The sequence below is a fragment of the Lentzea rhizosphaerae genome (genome assembly GCF_042649515.1).
GTDB lineage: Bacteria > Actinomycetota > Actinomycetes > Mycobacteriales > Pseudonocardiaceae > Lentzea > Lentzea aerocolonigenes.
Map to the genome: position 1 here is coordinate 21,914 of NZ_JBHRZI010000012.1, position 16,052 is coordinate 37,965.

Below are 16,052 nucleotides of genomic sequence, written 5' to 3' on the forward strand. Positions count from 1 at the left end.
TCTCAATTGGCGTTTCCCGCCAAAGAGCAAGTCCAGCCAAAGAGCATCACCGGAGGTGATCCATCAAAAAGGGAACAATCACGCCATACTGCAAAGCTGCCGGGAAACCCTTATACCACCTCGCACGGCCAATACGAAGAAACTCACCTGCCGGAAAATTCGCGAAACAGCTTCACATTCGACATATTCGACGAGCCGCGCCGACAGCGTTCGACGAACCGTGGCGAGCCAACGACGACAATCCGGCATCACGACAAAGCCGCCGGCCAGGCAGAATTCAGAACGAATCTGTTACGCACCTGACAGCGGATCACCCGGCGGTCATCGCCGACACGGAGCTTGAGGCACCAACTCCAAACGAAACAGAACAGAATCCACCACCAGTGAGGGCACTCATTCATCCAGCGGTGACTTCCGCCGGGGCAGCACAGACGGGCACGGTCGACGTCCTTCTGCGACTCGGCCTTCTGCGACTCGGCCTGTTCCCGTCCTTGCAAGGTTGATCACGTGCACACCCCTCGCCCCAGCCGTGGCAACCCTTGTCGCCCAGGGCGATCCGCCCGGCGTCGCACGGCGGCGACGATGTTCCAGATCCGGGCCGCGACGATGTCGTGCACACCGCCAGACGGCCGGTTGTGGATCTTGGTGTGGAACACCGCGATGCGGATGGCCGTCCTCGGCGACCAGGCGACGGCTGCCGTGCGGGAGACGACAGACAAGTCCGGCCAGGCGTAGGCGGCTCAGGTCGCAGGTCATCCGGCCAAGGCGGTAGTCGGTGCTGAGCAGTCCGGAGACCAAGACTCGGACTGGATACGTGACCACGAGTGCCCACGTACTGGTTCTCATCATCATCGGAGCTTCGATACCGTCGCGACTCGGATCGAAAACGCGAGAATGTCGGTGTCCCGGTACAGACCATCCACGAGCACGTCCCAGTCGAGATCATCAGGATGCTCTGACAAGAAGAAGGAGCCAGTAGCTCCTGATTAGCCCCTTCGCCCACCTGTTGATCACGAGACTGGCAATTAAGCGAAGATCGTTCCGGGCGCAGAAGAGAACCTGCGACCCCGTGCCCCCGATCGTGGAACGACTGAGCGTCGTGCTCCGGCCTGTTCTTCCAGGTCACCTTCGAGTGTGACCGGCCGAGCAAAGGAGTCTCCGCCCCAAAGGTCGTGTTTCACGCCATCATCGGTCTGGCGAACCACGATTCGGTTAGGTCAAACACCTTGAGAGATCATGTCGGTCTGTGATGAGGCGCTCGATCTGAGCGGGTTCACCAGGCCGACGCCGCCCCTGCAGAGGGTGGCGTGCAGCCAGCGATCGGTGGGCTTGGCGCTCGCCGCAGTGCGACTCTTTCTCACGCAGCGCCGGGCGCAGATGGGCCTGATTCCAGCTCAGCGCGGTCGAACAGGTCGCCGCTAAAATTCTTGCTCCAGTCGATACAGATCAGCCCGAAAGATTGATTAGTGCCGACTGACCGTCTACACCGGGTTCGAGCTACCCAATAGCGAGTGAACACACGAACTGCGCACGCTTGCTACACGTCGGAGGTCAAGTCGCCCCTCGGACACTTTCATACCTGAGTTCAACGCCGAAGTCCTCGTAAAGCCTCGCGAGCCTTTCTGGCCTCCCTTCCGTGATGATTGTCGTCACGTCGTCGAGCCCGTCGAGCCTCGCTTGTACCTCAGCGGAAGTGAGCGTTGTCGGCGCGGGCAAGCACTTCAGTTCCGCGATCGCCGCTGCACGCTGTTCCTCCGCCTCGTTGATCGCATCCACCAGCGCCACGGGGTCGGCTCCTGCCGCGATCGCCGCCCGAAACCTCCTCAAGGGCGCGGTGGCTCACGTCGATGCAAACGGCCGCCGTCGCCTCATCGACGACGCTGCGGGCTCATCACCTTCTCGAACCTGAACATGTGATCGGTCCCGTCCCCGTCATGCGAATCGCCCGACGAGGCCCGGTGATCATGGGGGTCCGGGTGGCCCGGGTGGAAGAACTCCACGATCGCGAAGCCGCACTTGTTCACGTAGAAATGGATGTTCCGCTGCTCGAAGTAGGGCGTATGGGTGGTCCACACCCTCGTGTCCGGGTACCTCGCCTCGACAGCGCGCCACGCCAGGACCCCTGTCCCCCGGCCTTGCTGGTCGCCGTCCACGAAGAAGAAATCCAACGAGTTCAGCTGGGTGTGCTCGTCGATGGAGACGACCATGCCGCCGACCGGACGATCCTCCCGGGTCACGTGCAGGACCTGGGCGTCCGGTGATCGTAGAGCGAGCTCCCGTCCGCCAACCAGAGATGCGGCGCGCGGTACCAACTCGCCCGGCACCGGTTGGGCAATCTCTGCGGCGCCGGGAACGCGTCCGTGGGCTGATCACCGCGCCCGAGCGCGCCGCCGGACCAGCAGGACTCCACCGGCTGTGAGCAGGATCAGCACGACGACGAACGGCACCGGCCCGATCGCGGTGAACCACTCCACCAGCAGGCCCTGCAACCGTCCCACGCCGTCGACGACCGGATCCGACGGGTCTGCCCCGCCGAGGAACAGCCGCAGTTCGTAGACGCCGTAGTAGGCCACGTACAACCCGACGAGCACCAGCAGGGCGCCGCCGAGCCGGGAGGCGTGCGGCAGCAGCGAGCGGGCCCGTCGTGTCACCGCGTCGCTGGCCAGCGCGGTGCCGATTGCGAGCACCGTCACCACCAGCCCCATGCCTGCCGCGTAGGCGAGAAACGCCGTTACGCCCTCCACCAGGTCGCCGCCGCGCAGCGTCGAGCCGGCGACGGCCAGGAACGGGCCGATGGTGCACGACAGCGACGCGATCGCGTACGCGACGCCGTAGCCGAACATCGACCCCACGTGCCGGTTCGGGGCTCCCCTGCTGGGCTTGGGGATCAGCAGCGTGATCTCCCGGCCCGTCAGCAGCAAGGCGCCCAGCACGACGAGTGCGAGTCCGATTGCCACGGTCACGAACGGCAGGTAACGCTGCACCGACGAGGCGACCACGGAGAACGCCAGGCCGAACAGGCCGAACACGGTGACGAACCCGAGGGTCATCATCGCGCTGGAGACCACAGCCCTGGTCAGCAACCGGGCGCGGGACTGCTCGCTCGCGCCGGTCACGACGAGCGCCAGGTAGGCGGGCAGCATCGCGAACCCGCACGGGTTGACCGTGGCGACCATGCCTGCCACCACGGCCACCAGCAGTGTTTGCGTCATGCCAGCTTGCTCAGCCGCTGCTTCAGGTCCTGTTCGGACAGTTGGCTGGTCACGATGTCGACCTTGCCGGAGGCGTCGATGAAGGCGTAGGCGGGCTGAGCGGTCACGCCGAACCGCTTCCACACCGCGCTGTCCTCGTCGGCGACGTGCTGGAACGACTGCAGGTTGTACTTCTGCACGAACTGCTGCATCGCCGGAACCTTGTCCTGCGCGGCGACGCCCAGGAAGGTGACTTTTCCTGAGTGTTCCTTCGCGGCCGATGCCATGCCCGGCGCTTCGCGCTGGCACTTGGGACACCACGGCGCCCAGAACCACAGCACGACCGGCTTTCCGGCCAGATCCGCGCCGTTGAGGTCCGTGCCGTCGACGGTCTTGGCGGTGAACTTCAGCTGGTCCGGCACCGCGGGAGTGCCACTTGTCGGTGCGGCGGCGCTCGTCTGGGACGTGGCCGGCGGCGTGGGGGCCGGTTGCGGCGCACCCGCCGGATCACCACCACACGCCGCCAGCGAGGCGAGTAGGACCAGTGACCCGACCGTAACTCGGATTCGGAACATGGGCCGATCCTGCCGCACGACCGGCGCATGAGTTGTTACGAACCGCTGACGGCCCTATGCAGCCGCACTGAGGTGATGGCGTGGTGCGCGACGGACACCACCTCGATCGCCCAGCCCGATATCCGCACGACGTCTCCTGACTGCTCCGGGATCCTGCCGGGCAGCAAGCTCACCGCGCGCAGCCGCCACATCGAGGTCACCGGACAGGATGAAGACCGACCGCCGCGGCACCAGCACCTCTCGCAGACGCCGTTCGTGGATCTCCAACGCGCCCGTGATGCTCTCGCGCTGCTCCGCGTCGATGCCTCGCTGGCCGGCCACGAGCTCCCGCAGCTCCTCCGCGGTGAGCTGCTCGGCCTCGGCGTCGGGATTGCCCACACACACCGCGCAGATCGAAGACCGACCACGCTCGCGGCTGGTCCCGCAGGCCACAGGCCCAGCTCACCAGGCATCTCCGATGGAGTGGCCGAGAAAGCGACCACCGCCGCGTTACTGGGTACCCGTGATGCGCCGGGCGAGGGCTTCGGCGCTGGAGGTGACATGAGTGCTCAGCTCGACATCAGCTTCCTGACCTGGGCGCTGACCGTCGGTCTCGTCGTGGCGCTGCTCGCCGTGGACCTCGTCGTCGCGGCCAAACGACCCCATCACGTCGGGTTCGGCGAGGCCACCGCGTGGTCGGTGTTCTACGTCGCGGTCGCCGTCGGGTTCGGTGTGTGGTTCACCCTGCACTACGGCGGCGGGCCGGGCACGGAGTACTTCGTGGGCTACCTGGTCGAGAAGAGCCTCTCCGTCGACAACCTCTTCGTGTTCGTGATCATCATGTCGACCTTCGCGGTGCCGGACGAGCACCAGCACAAGGTGCTCACGTTCGGCATCGTGCTCGCCCTGGTCATGCGTGCGATGTTCATCGCGCTCGGCGCCACGTTGCTGTCGCTGTTCTCCTTCGTGTTCCTGTTGTTCGGTCTGTTGCTGATCTACACCGCCGTGCAGCTGTACCGGCACCGCGACGAGGACCCGGACATCGAGGACAACGTCGTGGTCAAGACGTCGCGCCGGGTGCTGCCGGTGACCGACGACTACGTGGAAGGCGATCTGTTCACACGGGACAGTGGCAAGCGCGTGGTCACGCCGCTGTTCCTGGTGCTGGTGGCGATCGGGACCATCGACCTGCTGTTCGCGCTCGACTCCATCCCCGCGGTCTTCGGCATCACCGCCCAGCCCTACGTCGTCTTCGCCGCCAACGCCTTCGCGCTGCTCGGCCTGCGCGCGTTGTTCTTCCTCGTGCAGGGGCTGCTGGACCGGTTGGTCTACCTGTCCACCGGGCTTGCGCTGATCCTCGCCTTCATCGGCGTCAAGCTGATCCTGCAGTGGGCGCACGAGGACATCGACAAGCGCGTCCCCGAGATACCGACACTGCTCAGCCTCGCGGTGATCGCCGTGGTGCTCGCGGTCGTCACGGTGGCCAGCCTGGTCAAGACCAGGCGCGATCCGTCCGCCAAGGCCCATCCCGGTTCACTGCGGGCACGGCGTGCTCGCGAAGAACAGCGCGCCGCAGACCGCGAACGCTGACCACACGTTTCCCGGCCGCGGAAACCGGGTAACCATCGCGGCACGGTGGAGGTGAACAAGAGATGCCCCGAACCGGAAAGCACTCGATCGTGGTGGGCGTCGACGGTTCGCCACCCGCGCGCTCGGCCGCACTGTGGGCCGCGGAGGAAGCCGCCAGCCGTGACTGTGGGCTGTTGCTCGCACACGTGGTTCGAGGACCGCTTCCGGAACTGGTGTTCACACCGATGTCCACACCGTTGCCCGATGCGGTGAGTGAGCAGTCGGTGCGGTCCCGCGCCGAGGACGATCTGGCCGACCTCACCGCCGAGTGCAACCGGCTGTCCCCTGGCCTCGACATCACGACGCGTGTCGAATACGGCCATCCCACCGACGTACTGGGGGAAATCGGCCGCGACGCGGAGATGGTGGTCGTCGGCTCGTCCGGCCGATCCGGCCTGACACGGGCACTGCTCGGCTCCACCGCCGCCGACCTCGCCGTCCACCACGAACGTCCGGTTGTCGTTGTGCGAGAAGCAAAGGCGGCCGACGGTCGTGTCGTGGTGGGTGTCGACGGATCCGAGACGAGCGCGACGGCCATCGACTTCGCCTTCGAGTTCGCCAGTCGCCGCGGTCGCGATCTGCTCGCCGTCCACGCCTGGTCCGACATGCCGATCGAAGCACTCGCGCCGGCACAGAACTGGGACTACAACTGGAACCAGATCCGCGCGGAGTCCGAAGCGGTGATCGCCCGCTGCCTGGCAGGCCACCAGGAAAACCACCCGGACGTCCGCGTGGAGCGGCACGTCTCGTTCCACGGCCCCGCGCAGGCGTTGCTCGACGCCGCCGGCGATGCGGGACTGCTCGTCGTGGGCAGCCACGGCCGCGGCGCTCTACGGCGGGCAGTGCTCGGTTCGGTCAGCCACGCCGTGCTCCACCAAGCGCCGTGCCCGGTGGCCGTCGTGCACCGACACAACTGACCCCACGAGCCGCCTCACCACGGGATGCCGTGGATCCTTGGAATGGGCGCACCGTGAACTCACGCACGGCCGCACCGGCCTGCTTCGCCATGGCGCGGAACCCGTCCGCGCTGTCGAAGCTCACCACCGGACCGCGGAACGTGAAGTCCTCGGCCAGTGCCACGCCCGTCATGTCACCGGCGTGGTCCGTCCACGCCCGGTAGTACCTTTGCACGATCTCTCGTGGGTCCACTCGGAACTCCTGTGGTCGGGCCGCGACGCGGCCGTTCATCCCCCTTGATCCCGGCGAACACCCGAACTCATCGCTGCAAGCGCACAGGATTGACGAGCGGCCAGACTGGCTCTGCAGCACAACGTCACGCGTTGATCTTCCTGTTGGCGTGGGTTTCGTACATGCGCACGGCGACCACGGCTCCGGACAGCGCGGTGAGTGCGGCGACCGCCCACACGGCGGCGCGCAGGCCCCAGAGATCGGCGACGATGCCGCCGAGCAGAGCGCCGACGGCGAAGCCGCCGTCACGCCAAAGCCGGTAGACGCCAACGGCCCTGGCGCGCCACGCCGGATGGGCGACGTCGGCGATCGCGGCCAGCAGGGTCGGGTAGACCATCGCGGTACCCGCGCCCAGCAGTACGGCCGCGATCAGCCAGACCGTGAAGGTGTCCGTCAGCGCGACGAGGGCGAGCGCGGCGGCCTGGATGAGCATGCCCGTGGTGATCAGGTGTTTGCGGCCCCAACGGTCGGAGAGGGGGCCGGTAACGAGCTGCCCGAGGCCCCACACGGCCGGGTAGACGGCGGCCAGTACGCCGATCTGGGCGACCGACAGGCCGGCGGTGGCGAACAGGATCGGGAACAAACCCCAGGCGAGGCCGTCGTTGAGGTTGTTCACCATCCCGGCCTGGCTCGCCGCTGACAGCGCGGGCTCCCGCAGGCTCGTGCGGGTGAAGACCTCTCGATCGCTCGGTGTCTCCTCGGCGGCAGCGGGGTGTTGTGTCGCTTCGAGGCGGGCGTGTTCTCGGGTCTCCCCCACGGCGAACACGGTCAGACCGAGCCCGATGACCACATAGGACAGTCCGAGCAGGAACGGTGCCGGGCGCAACCCGTAGCGGGCGGCGAGGTAGCCGGTGGCGAGCGCGGTGACCGCGACGGCGATGTAGCCGGCGGCTTCGTTGAGTCCCATCGCGAGCCCGCGGCGGGACGGTCCGGCGAGGTCGATCTTCATGATCACAGTGGTGGACCAGGTCAGGCCCTGGTTGACGCCGAGCAGCACGTTGGCCGCGATCACCCAGCCCCAGGACGGCGCCCAGATCAGCATCAGCGGCACTGGGATCGCCGCGAGCCAACCTGCGAGCAGCACCGGCCGGCGGCCGAAGCGGTCGGACCAGGTGCCCGCGAAGTAGTTCGTGGCGGCCTTGGTCAGCCCGAACGCGACCACATAGGTGAGGACGAACGTGTAGCCGGTCAGGCCGAACTCGTCCTCCGCCAGCAACGGCAGCACCGCACGCTCCTGGCCCAGCACGCCGCCGACGAGTGCGTTGACGGCGACGAGCAGACTGAACTGGGCGAGGTTGGCGCGCAGGCCGAGTCGCAGGCTCACCGGCCGCTCTCCAGGCTGCCGCCTGTCGCGGTGGCCCAGTCGTCGGGTCCGCCGGTGAGCACGGCGACGTCGCGATGTCCGGCCTGTTCGAGCAGGCTGGCCGCGCCCATGGCACGTTCGCCGTGGCCGCACATCACTACGAGCGGTTCCCGCGGCACGTCGTCGACCCGGCCGGGCAGGTCACCGAGTTCGACGTGCTGGGCTCCTGGCAGGTGTCCGGAGGCGAACTCAGCGCTCTGCCGGATGTCCAGCACCGGCCCGCGCACCTCGGCCGGGCCGACCAACCTGGTTGTGGCGGTGGGAAGTTCCGCGGCGGTCCAGGCGTCGATGCCGCCGTTGAGCTCGGCCAGGTCTAGGTAGCCGATCTTGGCGGCCTGCCAGGCGATCTCGGACGGGTCCTGATCGGCACCGCGCACCACGATCAGCGGCCGGTCGTGCGGTGCCAGCCAACCGAGCCAGGAGGCGAACACCGGCCGCAGCGGGATCGACAACGCGCCGGGCACGTGCGCGGCGGCGAACTCGGCGAGGGGCCGGACGTCGATCAGTCGCGCGCCGTCGGCCAGAAGCCGCCGCACCGCGCTGACATCGAGCGGCGGCAGGCTGGGCGTCCCGATGAGAACACCGTGGCGGTTGATCTCGCCGAGCCGTCGGAAGTACGGCGGATAGCTGCCGAGCGAGTCGAGCAGTTCCTTGACGAAGGCGTCCTCGTCGGGCGCGCGCAGCAACGGGTTGGTGGCTTTCTCGCGGCCGATGGTGCTGGTGCGGTCCGCGCCGGGCGGGGCGGAGCAGAAGGATCCGGCTCCGTGGGTGGGCCAGACGGCCACGTCGTCGGGCAACTCGGCGAGCCTGCGCAGCGACGCGTACTGAGCGCGTGCGAGTTCCTCGGTCCGATCAGGAGAGACGAGGTCTGTGCGGGCGGCGGCGCCGACGATCAACGAGCCGCCGGTGAACACCCCGAGCGGACGGTCGCCGTCGAGCAGCAGGAACGACAGGTGCTCGTCGGTGTGGCCAGGAGTTCCCAGCGCCCGCAGGCGTAGGCCGCCCAGGTCGACCTCGTCGCCGTCGTGCAGCCCGTTGTGCGTGAACTCGCGGTGCCCGGCCGCCGATGCGAGCACGTAGGCGCCCTCAGTCGTCGACAGCTGCCAGGCGCCGGACAGGAAGTCGGCGTGCAGATGCGTGTCGGCGGCGAACGCCAGGCTCAACCCACGTCGCTGCGCGGTGCGGCCGACTTCCCGGAGATCGAGGCTCACGTCGACGACCAGCGCCCGACCGTCACCCAGATCGACCAGGTACGCGGAGTTCCCCAGTCCTTCGTCAACAAGCGCAAGTACCTCAGTCACGTGTACTACAGTATTCCAAAGATGATTGGAGGAACATGGGTGACCGGGACGCGAAGAACGCGTTGTTCGACCAGTTCGCTCGCGTGGGGAAGGCCCTGGCGAGCGGGAAGCGGCTGGAGCTGCTCGACCTGCTGGCCCAGGGCGAGCGCACGGTCGACGCGCTCGCGAAGTCGGCGGAGCTCGGCCTGACCACGGCGTCGGCGCACCTGCAGACCCTCAAGCAGGCCAACCTCGTGGCCACCCGGCGCGCGGGCACGAAGATCTTCTACCGGCTGGCAGGGGACGACGTCGCCCAGCTGTTCACGCTGCTGCGCACCGTCGCCGACGACCGGCTGCCCGATGTGCGGTCGGCGCGTGAGGCCTACCTCGGCGATGGCACCGAAGCCGTCAGCCGCGCCGAGCTGCTCGACCGTGTCCGATCGGGACGCGCGACCGTGATCGACGTGCGGCCCGCCGAGGAGTACGCCGCCGGCCACATCCCCGGCGCCGTCTCCGTTCCGCTGGACGAACTGGCGGACCGGCTGGCCGAACTCCCTGCGGACCAGCAGATCGTGGCGTACTGCCGCGGCGCCTACTGCGTGCTCTCCCACGAGGCCGTCCGCCTGCTCACCGCGCACGGACGAACCGCCCTCCGTCTCACCGACGGCATGCTCGAGTGGCGCCTCGCCGACCTCCCCGTCGCGATCTGAACTCTCCCGAAATGGACACCGTGATCACCCAGCACCCTGCTCAGCGACGCATCCTCGCGGTGCTCGTCGCAGCCCAGGTCCTCAGCGGCGCCGGACTGGCCGCGGGCATCACCGTCGGCGCCCTGCTCGCCCAGGACATGCTCGGCGCCACCAGCGCGGCCGGCTTACCCGCGGCCCTGTTCACCATCGGCTCGGCACTGGCTGCCGTGCTGATCGCACGCGTGTCCGGCCTGCACGGCAGACGCGCCGGCCTCGCGGGCGGCTACCTCGCCGGCGCGGCAGGCGCGCTCGGCGTCGTCATCGCCGCCGCGACCGACAACGTCGTACTGCTGTTCATCGCGTTGTTCGTCTACGGCGCGGGCAGCTCCACCAACCTCCAGGCCCGCTACGCCGGCGCCGACCTCGCCGCACCACAACGCCGCGGCCGTGCGGTGAGCACCGTGCTCGTCGCCACCACCCTCGGCGCGGTGCTCGGCCCCAACCTCGTCACCCCGACCGGCGCACTGGCCAGGAGCTGGGGCGTGCCGGCGCTCGCTGGACCGTTCATCCTGGCCGCTTTCGCCTACACCGCGGGCGCCATCGTGCTCTGGGTGATGCTGCGCCCCGATCCACTGCTCACCGCCCGTTCCCTGCCGGTCGATCCCGTGACGACCGGCAACTCCAGCGGCAATCCTCGGCTGCTGCTGATCGGCGCGACGACCATGGTCGTCATCCAGCTGGTGATGATCGCGATCATGACCATGACCCCGGTGCACATGCAGCACCACGGCCACGGTCTCACGGCGACCGGGTTCGTCATCGCCGTCCACGTGGCGGGGATGTTCCTGCCCTCACCGCTCAGCGGCTGGCTCGTGGACCGCTTCGGCAGGCTCCCCGTCATCGCCGCTTCCGGCGTCACCCTGCTGACTGCCGGGCTGGTCGCCGGATTCGCGCCCGCGGAGTCGGTTGCGCTGCTGACGGTGGCGCTCGGACTGCTCGGGCTGGGCTGGAACCTCGGGCTGGTCAGCGGCACCGCGCTGATCACCGACGCCGTACCGCTCGAATCTCGCGCATCGGTGCAGGGCCGCATCGACATGGCGATCGCGGTGGCGGGTGCGACCGGTGGCATGGCCTCGGGCTTCGTGGTCGCGAGCAGCAGCTACCCGGCGCTGTCGTTCGCGGGCGGGATCATCGCGCTCGCTCTGGTGCCGCTCGTCGTCGTCCGGCCTCGCGTCAAAGTCTGACGGGCATGTCGAGTTCCGGTGGGGTTCGATCGTCTTCTACTGGACGGGATCGCCGATCTAGCGCCTGTATCGAACGTAGAGCACCTCAGACTTACCGGACATACTTTTTTGGCGCGAAAAGCACGTTCGGGCCATCTATCGGCCCGAACGTGCTTTTCGCGCCAAACAGCAGGGGCTTGGTGCGGACTTCGATACGTCACTCGGAGCCGAGGCGGAGGAAGCTCATCGGGACTTCGAGCTGATCTGCAGTGCGAGCAGGAAGGATCTCCATGGGGATCTCACTCAACGCCGCCAACGTTCTCCCCCGGGACGCAGCGGACGCCACACTTGTCGCGAGGGTCTTCGACCCGTCCGCGGGCGGACCTTCGGTCGTGACGATCCGCGGTGAGGAGGTCGTCGACCTGTCACCGCTGACGTCGACCGTGTCGTCACTGCTCGAGCGGCCGGACGCGCTGGAGATCGTCAGGAATCACCCAGGCGGTACCTCGTGGCCGCTCGCGGAGGTTCTGGCGGCTACGACGAACCCGGCCGGTGCTGTTCCCCGGTTTCTGGCACCGGTCGACCTGCAGGTGCTCAAGGCCGCTGGCGTGACCTTCGTCCGCAGCATGCTCGAGCGGGTCATCGAGGAGCGTGCCGACGGGGATCCCACGCGGGCCGAGGAAGTTCGTGAGAAGGTGGGCGCGATCGTCCAGGGCCACATCTCCAACCTGAAGCCGGGGTCCGCGGAGGCCGTGGAGGTGAAGAGGGTTCTTCAGGCCGAGGGCCTGTGGTCGCAGTACCTCGAGGTCGGTATCGGCCCGGACCCCGAGATCTTCACCAAGGCCCCGGTGCTCTCGGCGGTGGGGCTGGGAGCAGACATCGGTGTTCTCGCCCGCTCAGCCTGGAACAACCCCGAACCCGAGCTCGTCCTGGTGATGGACTCGCGCGGAAACCCGGTCGGCGCGACGCTCGGCAACGACGTCAACTTGCGCGACTTCGAAGGCCGCAGTGCTCTTCTGCTCACCGAGGCGAAGGACAACAACGCTTCCTGCGCCATCGGGCCGTTTCTCCGGTTGTTCGACGACAGGTTCACCCTGGCGGATGCCAAAGCCACCGAGATCGCTTTGGACATCACCGGCCCCGACGGTTTCGAGCTGCACGGCGTCAATCCGGTGTCCGAGATCAGCCGGGAGCTCGAGGACCTCGTGTCCCACGCCTTCGGCGCCCACCACCGCTATCCCGACGGCTTCGCGCTGTTCACCGGAACGATGTTCGCCCCAACAGAGGACCGGGACCAGCCCGGCGAAGGGTTCACCCACAAGATCGGGGACGTCGTTCGCATCTCTTCGCCCCGATTGGGCGCCTTGACGAACGTCGTGAACACGGCCGAGGACGCGGAAGACTGGACGTTCGGCATCACCGCGCTGATGGAGAACCTCGCCGCCCGCGGTCTGCTGAGCTCACGCACGGAGGCGCGCTTGTGACCGAGAGCGCCCCAGGGTGGAGTTGACGCCACAGGTCGCGTCGATCCGCAGATCGGCGTCGCCGAAGACCATCCGGTTCACGTGCCTGAGCAGAGGAGGGCAACGCTACTTCGAGCTGGGCGGCCCCCTCTTGAGCCTCTCCTGGCCGCGGGTGCCCGGCGAGAGGCATGCCATGTGAGAGCCACACCCGACCGCGCGGTGGGCAGCCGATGAGAGAGCGACCCGCCGAACACCTCGACCGGGCCTGGCCGGGCACCGATCGTGCCACCAGTGAACAAGTAGCCGATGAGCGAACGTCGTCGTGCAGCGGATAGTTCTACAGCACGGCGAAACACGTCTGTTGCTTCCTCGTGCGGGCGCGCTACGACCACCGGGCGGTCGAGACGCCGTGGCAGCGCCGCTACGTCGCCCGCTTCGAGGCGTCGTAGGACCGTCCCGGACGGTCAGGCGTGCTCGACGGCGTCGGCCTGCGGGCCCCGGTCGCTCTGCCGGATGCGGAAGCGCACCCGGTCGCCGGCCACCAGGGGCTCGCCGGAGACCACCGAGACGTGCACGAAGAGGTCGGGCCCGCCCGCGTCGGGGGTGATGAAGCCAAAGCCACGGTCGGCGTCGTAGCGGGCCACCGTACCGTCGCCGGCGCGGGCTGCGGGCCGAGTGGCCGGACGGGCCTGGCCGGGGGCAGCGGCGGCCTCCACCGGCTCGCCGGTGGCCACGAACCGCACCTCGCGCGCCTGACGACCCTGGTCCACGGTGACCGTGGTGAACGAGACCCGGTCACCCTCCACCGGCAGATACCCCTCGTCGACCAGGGCGCGCACGTGCAGGAAGACGTCGCCCGCCCCGTCGTCGGCGGCCACGAAGCCGAACGACTTCTCCTCGTCGAACCACAGGACGGAGCCGTCAGCACCATCGCCGGCCGCGACCAGAGGGGCTCGGCGGACCCCGGCGTCGAAGCTCAGCGGCACCACGTGCTGGGCCTGCGGCCCCTTCTCCCCGGCGATGACGACGAAGGCCACCCGCTGCCCGGCCGCGAGGACTCCCCCGGTGACGATGGCGGAGGAGTGCACGAACACCTCCGCACCCCCGCCGTCCGGAACGGCGAACCCGTAGCCCTTGGCCGGCTCGTACCAGGAGACGGTGGCGAGCACGCCCAAGGTCGCATCGGGTGCGGCGTCCCCGGTGACGACGACGTGCAGCGCCTGCGGACCGCGGGGTCCCTCACCGGTCTCGAACTCCACCGTCTGGCCCTCACGCAGCGCCCGAGCCGCGCCCTCGCCCTGCACCTGCGAGACGTGCACGAAGATGTCGTCGCTGCCGTCGTCGGGGGCGAGGAAGCCGAAGCCGCGCTCGAGGTCGTACCAGCGGACGGTTCCCTGCTGCACGGTGCACTCCTGGTCTTGCGGGTGGTCGGGGGTCCAGTGTCCCAGGCGCCGCATGTACATCCTCATCCCGACGCGCGGCAGCTCCACCGTGAGCACATCGCCGAAGTCACCGAGGTCGCGCGCCGTCACCAGCCGTTGCCCGAGTGTGCGGACGTGTGGGGCGCCAAAACGATGCCTGGTGGTCTGACCTGCGCCTCAGGCCGCCGCAGATTCGTACTCGTTGATCATTCCAGCCGGAGACGAATTGGGAAGCACTCAGCCCATGTGGCAATTCAGCGCACTTGACCGGTCATGCGCAGGAGCCACAGCGCGGCGAAGGCGTGGGAGACGGTGAGGTGGGCGAAGCGGACAGGCACGACCGCGAACATGCCCGATGATGATCGGTACCATGCCGATGCCTGCTGACCTGCACGGACGTGTTGCGCGGCACGCACAACGCCAGGTCCGCCACAGCGCCTACGCCCTGCCCCGGAGAATCCGTCACCACCTCGCTCTGCACCAGAACAGCAGTCATGGCTGACCGACGACGCGCTGCGCGTCAGATCGCTGCTCCCTTACCGATGTACTCGAACACCGAGCCGTCTGGATGTCGTGCGATCAGTCGATCGCCGTTGGAAGTCGGCGATGGCCCGTCCAAGATCGTCCCGCCGCTCTCCTCCAGCGCCTCGATCACCGGCACCAGATCAGCGACGACGAGCGTCGCAACACGGTCCCTGTAGGGGGCGGTGTTGCCGCTGAGCAACAGGAACGGACCAATGCTCGCGAGCTGGACCTCGCCGAACTCGAATCGCTTCGCCTCAGCCGCACCGGCAAGCCTGCGGTACAACGGCAGCGCCGCGTCCAGATCGTCGACGTAGACTCTGGCGACCACCTCGATGATGTTGACCATTGAAGCTCCTTCACCAGGCCACGGGAAGTGCGTGCAGGCCGTGGGTCGCGTTCGACGTGCGGACCGGGATGCGATCGATGGGCGTCGCCAGGCAAAGCGCGGGAAACCTGCGCAACAACGCGGGGTAGGCGATCTGCATCTCCATCCTCGCCATCGGGGCGGCGATGCAGCGATGGATGCCGTAGCCGAAGGCCAGCTGTCCCGCTTTCGGATCTCTGGTGATGTCGAAGCGGTACGGGTCGTCGAACCGATCGGGATCGCGGTTGACCACGGGGATCGACACTGCCACCGCGTCACCCTCCTGGATGAGCCTGCCGCCGATCACGACATCTTCGGTGGCGGTGCGGATGGCGCCGTGATTCGCGATCGACGCGTACCTCAGCAACTCCTCCACCGCCGAAGGTACCGCCGACGGGTCGTCTCGCACCATCGCGAGCTGTTCGGGGTGCTGGAGCAGGGCGAGCGTGCCGAGGCCGAGCATCATCGCGGTGGTCTCGTGGCCTGCGATGAGCAGCAGGTTGCCGATGCCGACCAGCTCTTCGTCGGTAACATCGTTGCCGTAGTTGCGAATCAGCCTCCCGAGCACGTCGTCGGTCGGGTTCTTGCGCCGGTCTTGGACGATGCCGCGCATGTAGCCACGCATCGCGTCGCGCGCCGCCAGGGTGTCCTCCGGCCGGGCCATGAGGTCCGTCATGACGACGGTGTGACCCGCGAAGTCGAAGTCGTCGTCGTACGGGACGCCGAGCATCTCGCAGATGACCTTCGACGGCATCGGCAAGGCGAACGTCTCGACCAGGTCGACGGGTGAGCCGGCTTCCTCGGTCGCGTCGAGGCATTCCTCGACGATGGCCTCGATCCGCGGCCGGAGCCGATGCATGGCTCCAGCGGTGAACTCTCCGGCCACCATGCCGCGCAGCCTGGTGTGGTCAGGCGGGTCGTACTCCAGGAACGTGCCCGGCTGCCGATCCTGGAGCTCCTCGGCGACCGTCCGCTCCCCTGGTTTCGGCAACGCGGTGCCGGGCGTCGTGAGGTTGCTGCTGAACCTGGAGTCGGCCAGCACCTGTCTCGCTTCGTCGTAACCGGTCACGAGCCACACCAGGACTCCGCTGGTGAGCGGCAGTCGCACGACGGGGTTCCCGGCCGCTGCCGCTCGAAGGTCACTCGCGGGGTTGCACGGATG

At 68.0% G+C, this 16,052-nt stretch carries 17 protein-coding genes and 1 pseudogene; 8 read left to right on the forward strand and 10 right to left on the reverse strand.

What is annotated here, in order from left to right; all coding sequences use genetic code 11:
* The first annotated feature begins 6 nt into the window (after positions 1 to 6).
* Both ACFOWZ_RS14965 and ACFOWZ_RS14970 read left to right on the forward strand, forming a co-directional pair.
* Positions 7 to 303, forward strand: coding sequence for a hypothetical protein (locus tag ACFOWZ_RS14965; RefSeq protein WP_382372739.1), 297 nt, complete (start codon positions 7 to 9; stop codon positions 301 to 303).
* Positions 304 to 582: 279 nt separating this feature from the next.
* A complete protein-coding gene (locus ACFOWZ_RS14970) occupies positions 583 to 735 on the forward strand; it encodes a hypothetical protein (RefSeq protein WP_382372741.1) in 153 nt (50 codons plus the stop codon).
* A gap of 816 nt (positions 736 to 1,551) precedes the next feature.
* Here ACFOWZ_RS14970 and ACFOWZ_RS14975 read toward each other — a convergent pair.
* From ACFOWZ_RS14975 to ACFOWZ_RS14990, 4 genes are all read right to left on the reverse strand, one after another.
* A complete protein-coding gene (locus ACFOWZ_RS14975; protein WP_382372743.1) occupies positions 1,552 to 1,785 on the reverse strand; it encodes a hypothetical protein in 234 nt (77 codons plus the stop codon).
* A gap of 83 nt (positions 1,786 to 1,868) precedes the next feature.
* Complete coding sequence (locus tag ACFOWZ_RS14980) at positions 1,869 to 2,324, reverse strand: GNAT family N-acetyltransferase (RefSeq protein WP_382372745.1); 456 nt, start codon at positions 2,322 to 2,324, stop codon at positions 1,869 to 1,871.
* Positions 2,325 to 2,369: 45 nt separating this feature from the next.
* Positions 2,370 to 3,212: a cytochrome c biogenesis CcdA family protein gene (locus ACFOWZ_RS14985; RefSeq protein WP_382372747.1), complete on the reverse strand. Its 843-nt coding sequence runs from the start codon at positions 3,210 to 3,212 to the stop codon at positions 2,370 to 2,372.
* Positions 3,209 to 3,766 (reverse strand): protein disulfide oxidoreductase, encoded by a 558-nt coding sequence (locus ACFOWZ_RS14990; protein ID WP_382372749.1) that lies wholly within the window; start codon positions 3,764 to 3,766, stop codon positions 3,209 to 3,211. The genes ACFOWZ_RS14985 and ACFOWZ_RS14990 overlap by 4 nt, the downstream gene beginning before the upstream one ends.
* Positions 3,767 to 4,306: 540 nt before the next feature.
* Between ACFOWZ_RS14990 and ACFOWZ_RS14995 the strand changes: the two genes are divergently transcribed.
* The 3 genes from ACFOWZ_RS14995 (at position 4,307) to ACFOWZ_RS15005 (ending at position 6,494) form a co-directional block, all read left to right on the forward strand.
* On the forward strand, positions 4,307 to 5,335 hold the full coding sequence (locus ACFOWZ_RS14995; RefSeq protein WP_382372956.1) for a TerC/Alx family metal homeostasis membrane protein: 1,029 nt from the start codon (positions 4,307 to 4,309) through the stop codon (positions 5,333 to 5,335).
* Positions 5,336 to 5,397: 62 nt separating this feature from the next.
* Positions 5,398 to 6,291 (forward strand): universal stress protein, encoded by an 894-nt coding sequence (locus tag ACFOWZ_RS15000; RefSeq protein ID WP_382372751.1) that lies wholly within the window; start codon positions 5,398 to 5,400, stop codon positions 6,289 to 6,291.
* Positions 6,292 to 6,344: 53 nt separating this feature from the next.
* A complete protein-coding gene (locus ACFOWZ_RS15005) occupies positions 6,345 to 6,494 on the forward strand; it encodes a hypothetical protein (RefSeq protein WP_382372753.1) in 150 nt (49 codons plus the stop codon).
* A 153-nt stretch (positions 6,495 to 6,647) separates the two neighbouring features.
* On the opposite strand, the gene ACFOWZ_RS15010 is transcribed toward ACFOWZ_RS15005, so the two are convergent.
* Together ACFOWZ_RS15010 and ACFOWZ_RS15015 are read right to left on the reverse strand one after the other, a co-directional pair.
* On the reverse strand, positions 6,648 to 7,886 hold the full coding sequence (locus ACFOWZ_RS15010; protein ID WP_382372755.1) for an MFS transporter: 1,239 nt from the start codon (positions 7,884 to 7,886) through the stop codon (positions 6,648 to 6,650).
* Entirely contained in the window at positions 7,883 to 9,226 is a 1,344-nt protein-coding gene (locus tag ACFOWZ_RS15015; RefSeq protein WP_382372757.1) for an MBL fold metallo-hydrolase, read from the reverse strand. Before ACFOWZ_RS15015 ends, ACFOWZ_RS15010 begins: the two co-directional genes overlap by 4 nt.
* Before the next feature lie 35 nt (positions 9,227 to 9,261).
* Here ACFOWZ_RS15015 and ACFOWZ_RS15020 point away from each other — a divergent pair, with 35 nt between their 5' ends.
* The 3 genes from ACFOWZ_RS15020 to ACFOWZ_RS15030 all read left to right on the forward strand — a co-directional run bounded on the left by ACFOWZ_RS15020 (position 9,262) and on the right by ACFOWZ_RS15030 (position 12,601).
* On the forward strand, positions 9,262 to 9,915 hold the full coding sequence (locus ACFOWZ_RS15020) for an ArsR/SmtB family transcription factor (protein WP_382372759.1): 654 nt from the start codon (positions 9,262 to 9,264) through the stop codon (positions 9,913 to 9,915).
* A gap of 11 nt (positions 9,916 to 9,926) precedes the next feature.
* On the forward strand, positions 9,927 to 11,138 hold the full coding sequence (locus tag ACFOWZ_RS15025; RefSeq protein ID WP_382372761.1) for an MFS transporter: 1,212 nt from the start codon (positions 9,927 to 9,929) through the stop codon (positions 11,136 to 11,138).
* A 269-nt stretch (positions 11,139 to 11,407) separates the two neighbouring features.
* A complete protein-coding gene (locus ACFOWZ_RS15030; protein ID WP_382372763.1) occupies positions 11,408 to 12,601 on the forward strand; it encodes a fumarylacetoacetate hydrolase family protein in 1,194 nt (397 codons plus the stop codon).
* A 443-nt stretch (positions 12,602 to 13,044) separates the two neighbouring features.
* On the opposite strand, the gene ACFOWZ_RS15035 is transcribed toward ACFOWZ_RS15030, so the two are convergent.
* From ACFOWZ_RS15035 to ACFOWZ_RS15050, 4 genes and pseudogenes are all read right to left on the reverse strand, one after another.
* Positions 13,045 to 13,749 carry a cold shock domain-containing protein gene (locus ACFOWZ_RS15035; RefSeq protein WP_382372958.1) on the reverse strand — a complete coding sequence of 235 codons (705 nt, stop codon included), beginning with the start codon at positions 13,747 to 13,749 and terminating at the stop codon, positions 13,045 to 13,047.
* A 30-nt stretch (positions 13,750 to 13,779) separates the two neighbouring features.
* Positions 13,780 to 13,983: pseudogene (locus tag ACFOWZ_RS15040) on the reverse strand (cold-shock protein); the annotation flags it as partial.
* Positions 13,984 to 14,521: 538 nt separating this feature from the next.
* Entirely contained in the window at positions 14,522 to 14,872 is a 351-nt protein-coding gene (locus ACFOWZ_RS15045; protein ID WP_382372765.1) for a VOC family protein, read from the reverse strand.
* Positions 14,873 to 14,882: 10 nt separating this feature from the next.
* On the reverse strand, positions 14,883 to 15,998 hold the full coding sequence (locus ACFOWZ_RS15050; RefSeq protein ID WP_382372767.1) for a cytochrome P450: 1,116 nt from the start codon (positions 15,996 to 15,998) through the stop codon (positions 14,883 to 14,885).
* Between the last annotated feature and the right edge of the window lie 54 nt (positions 15,999 to 16,052).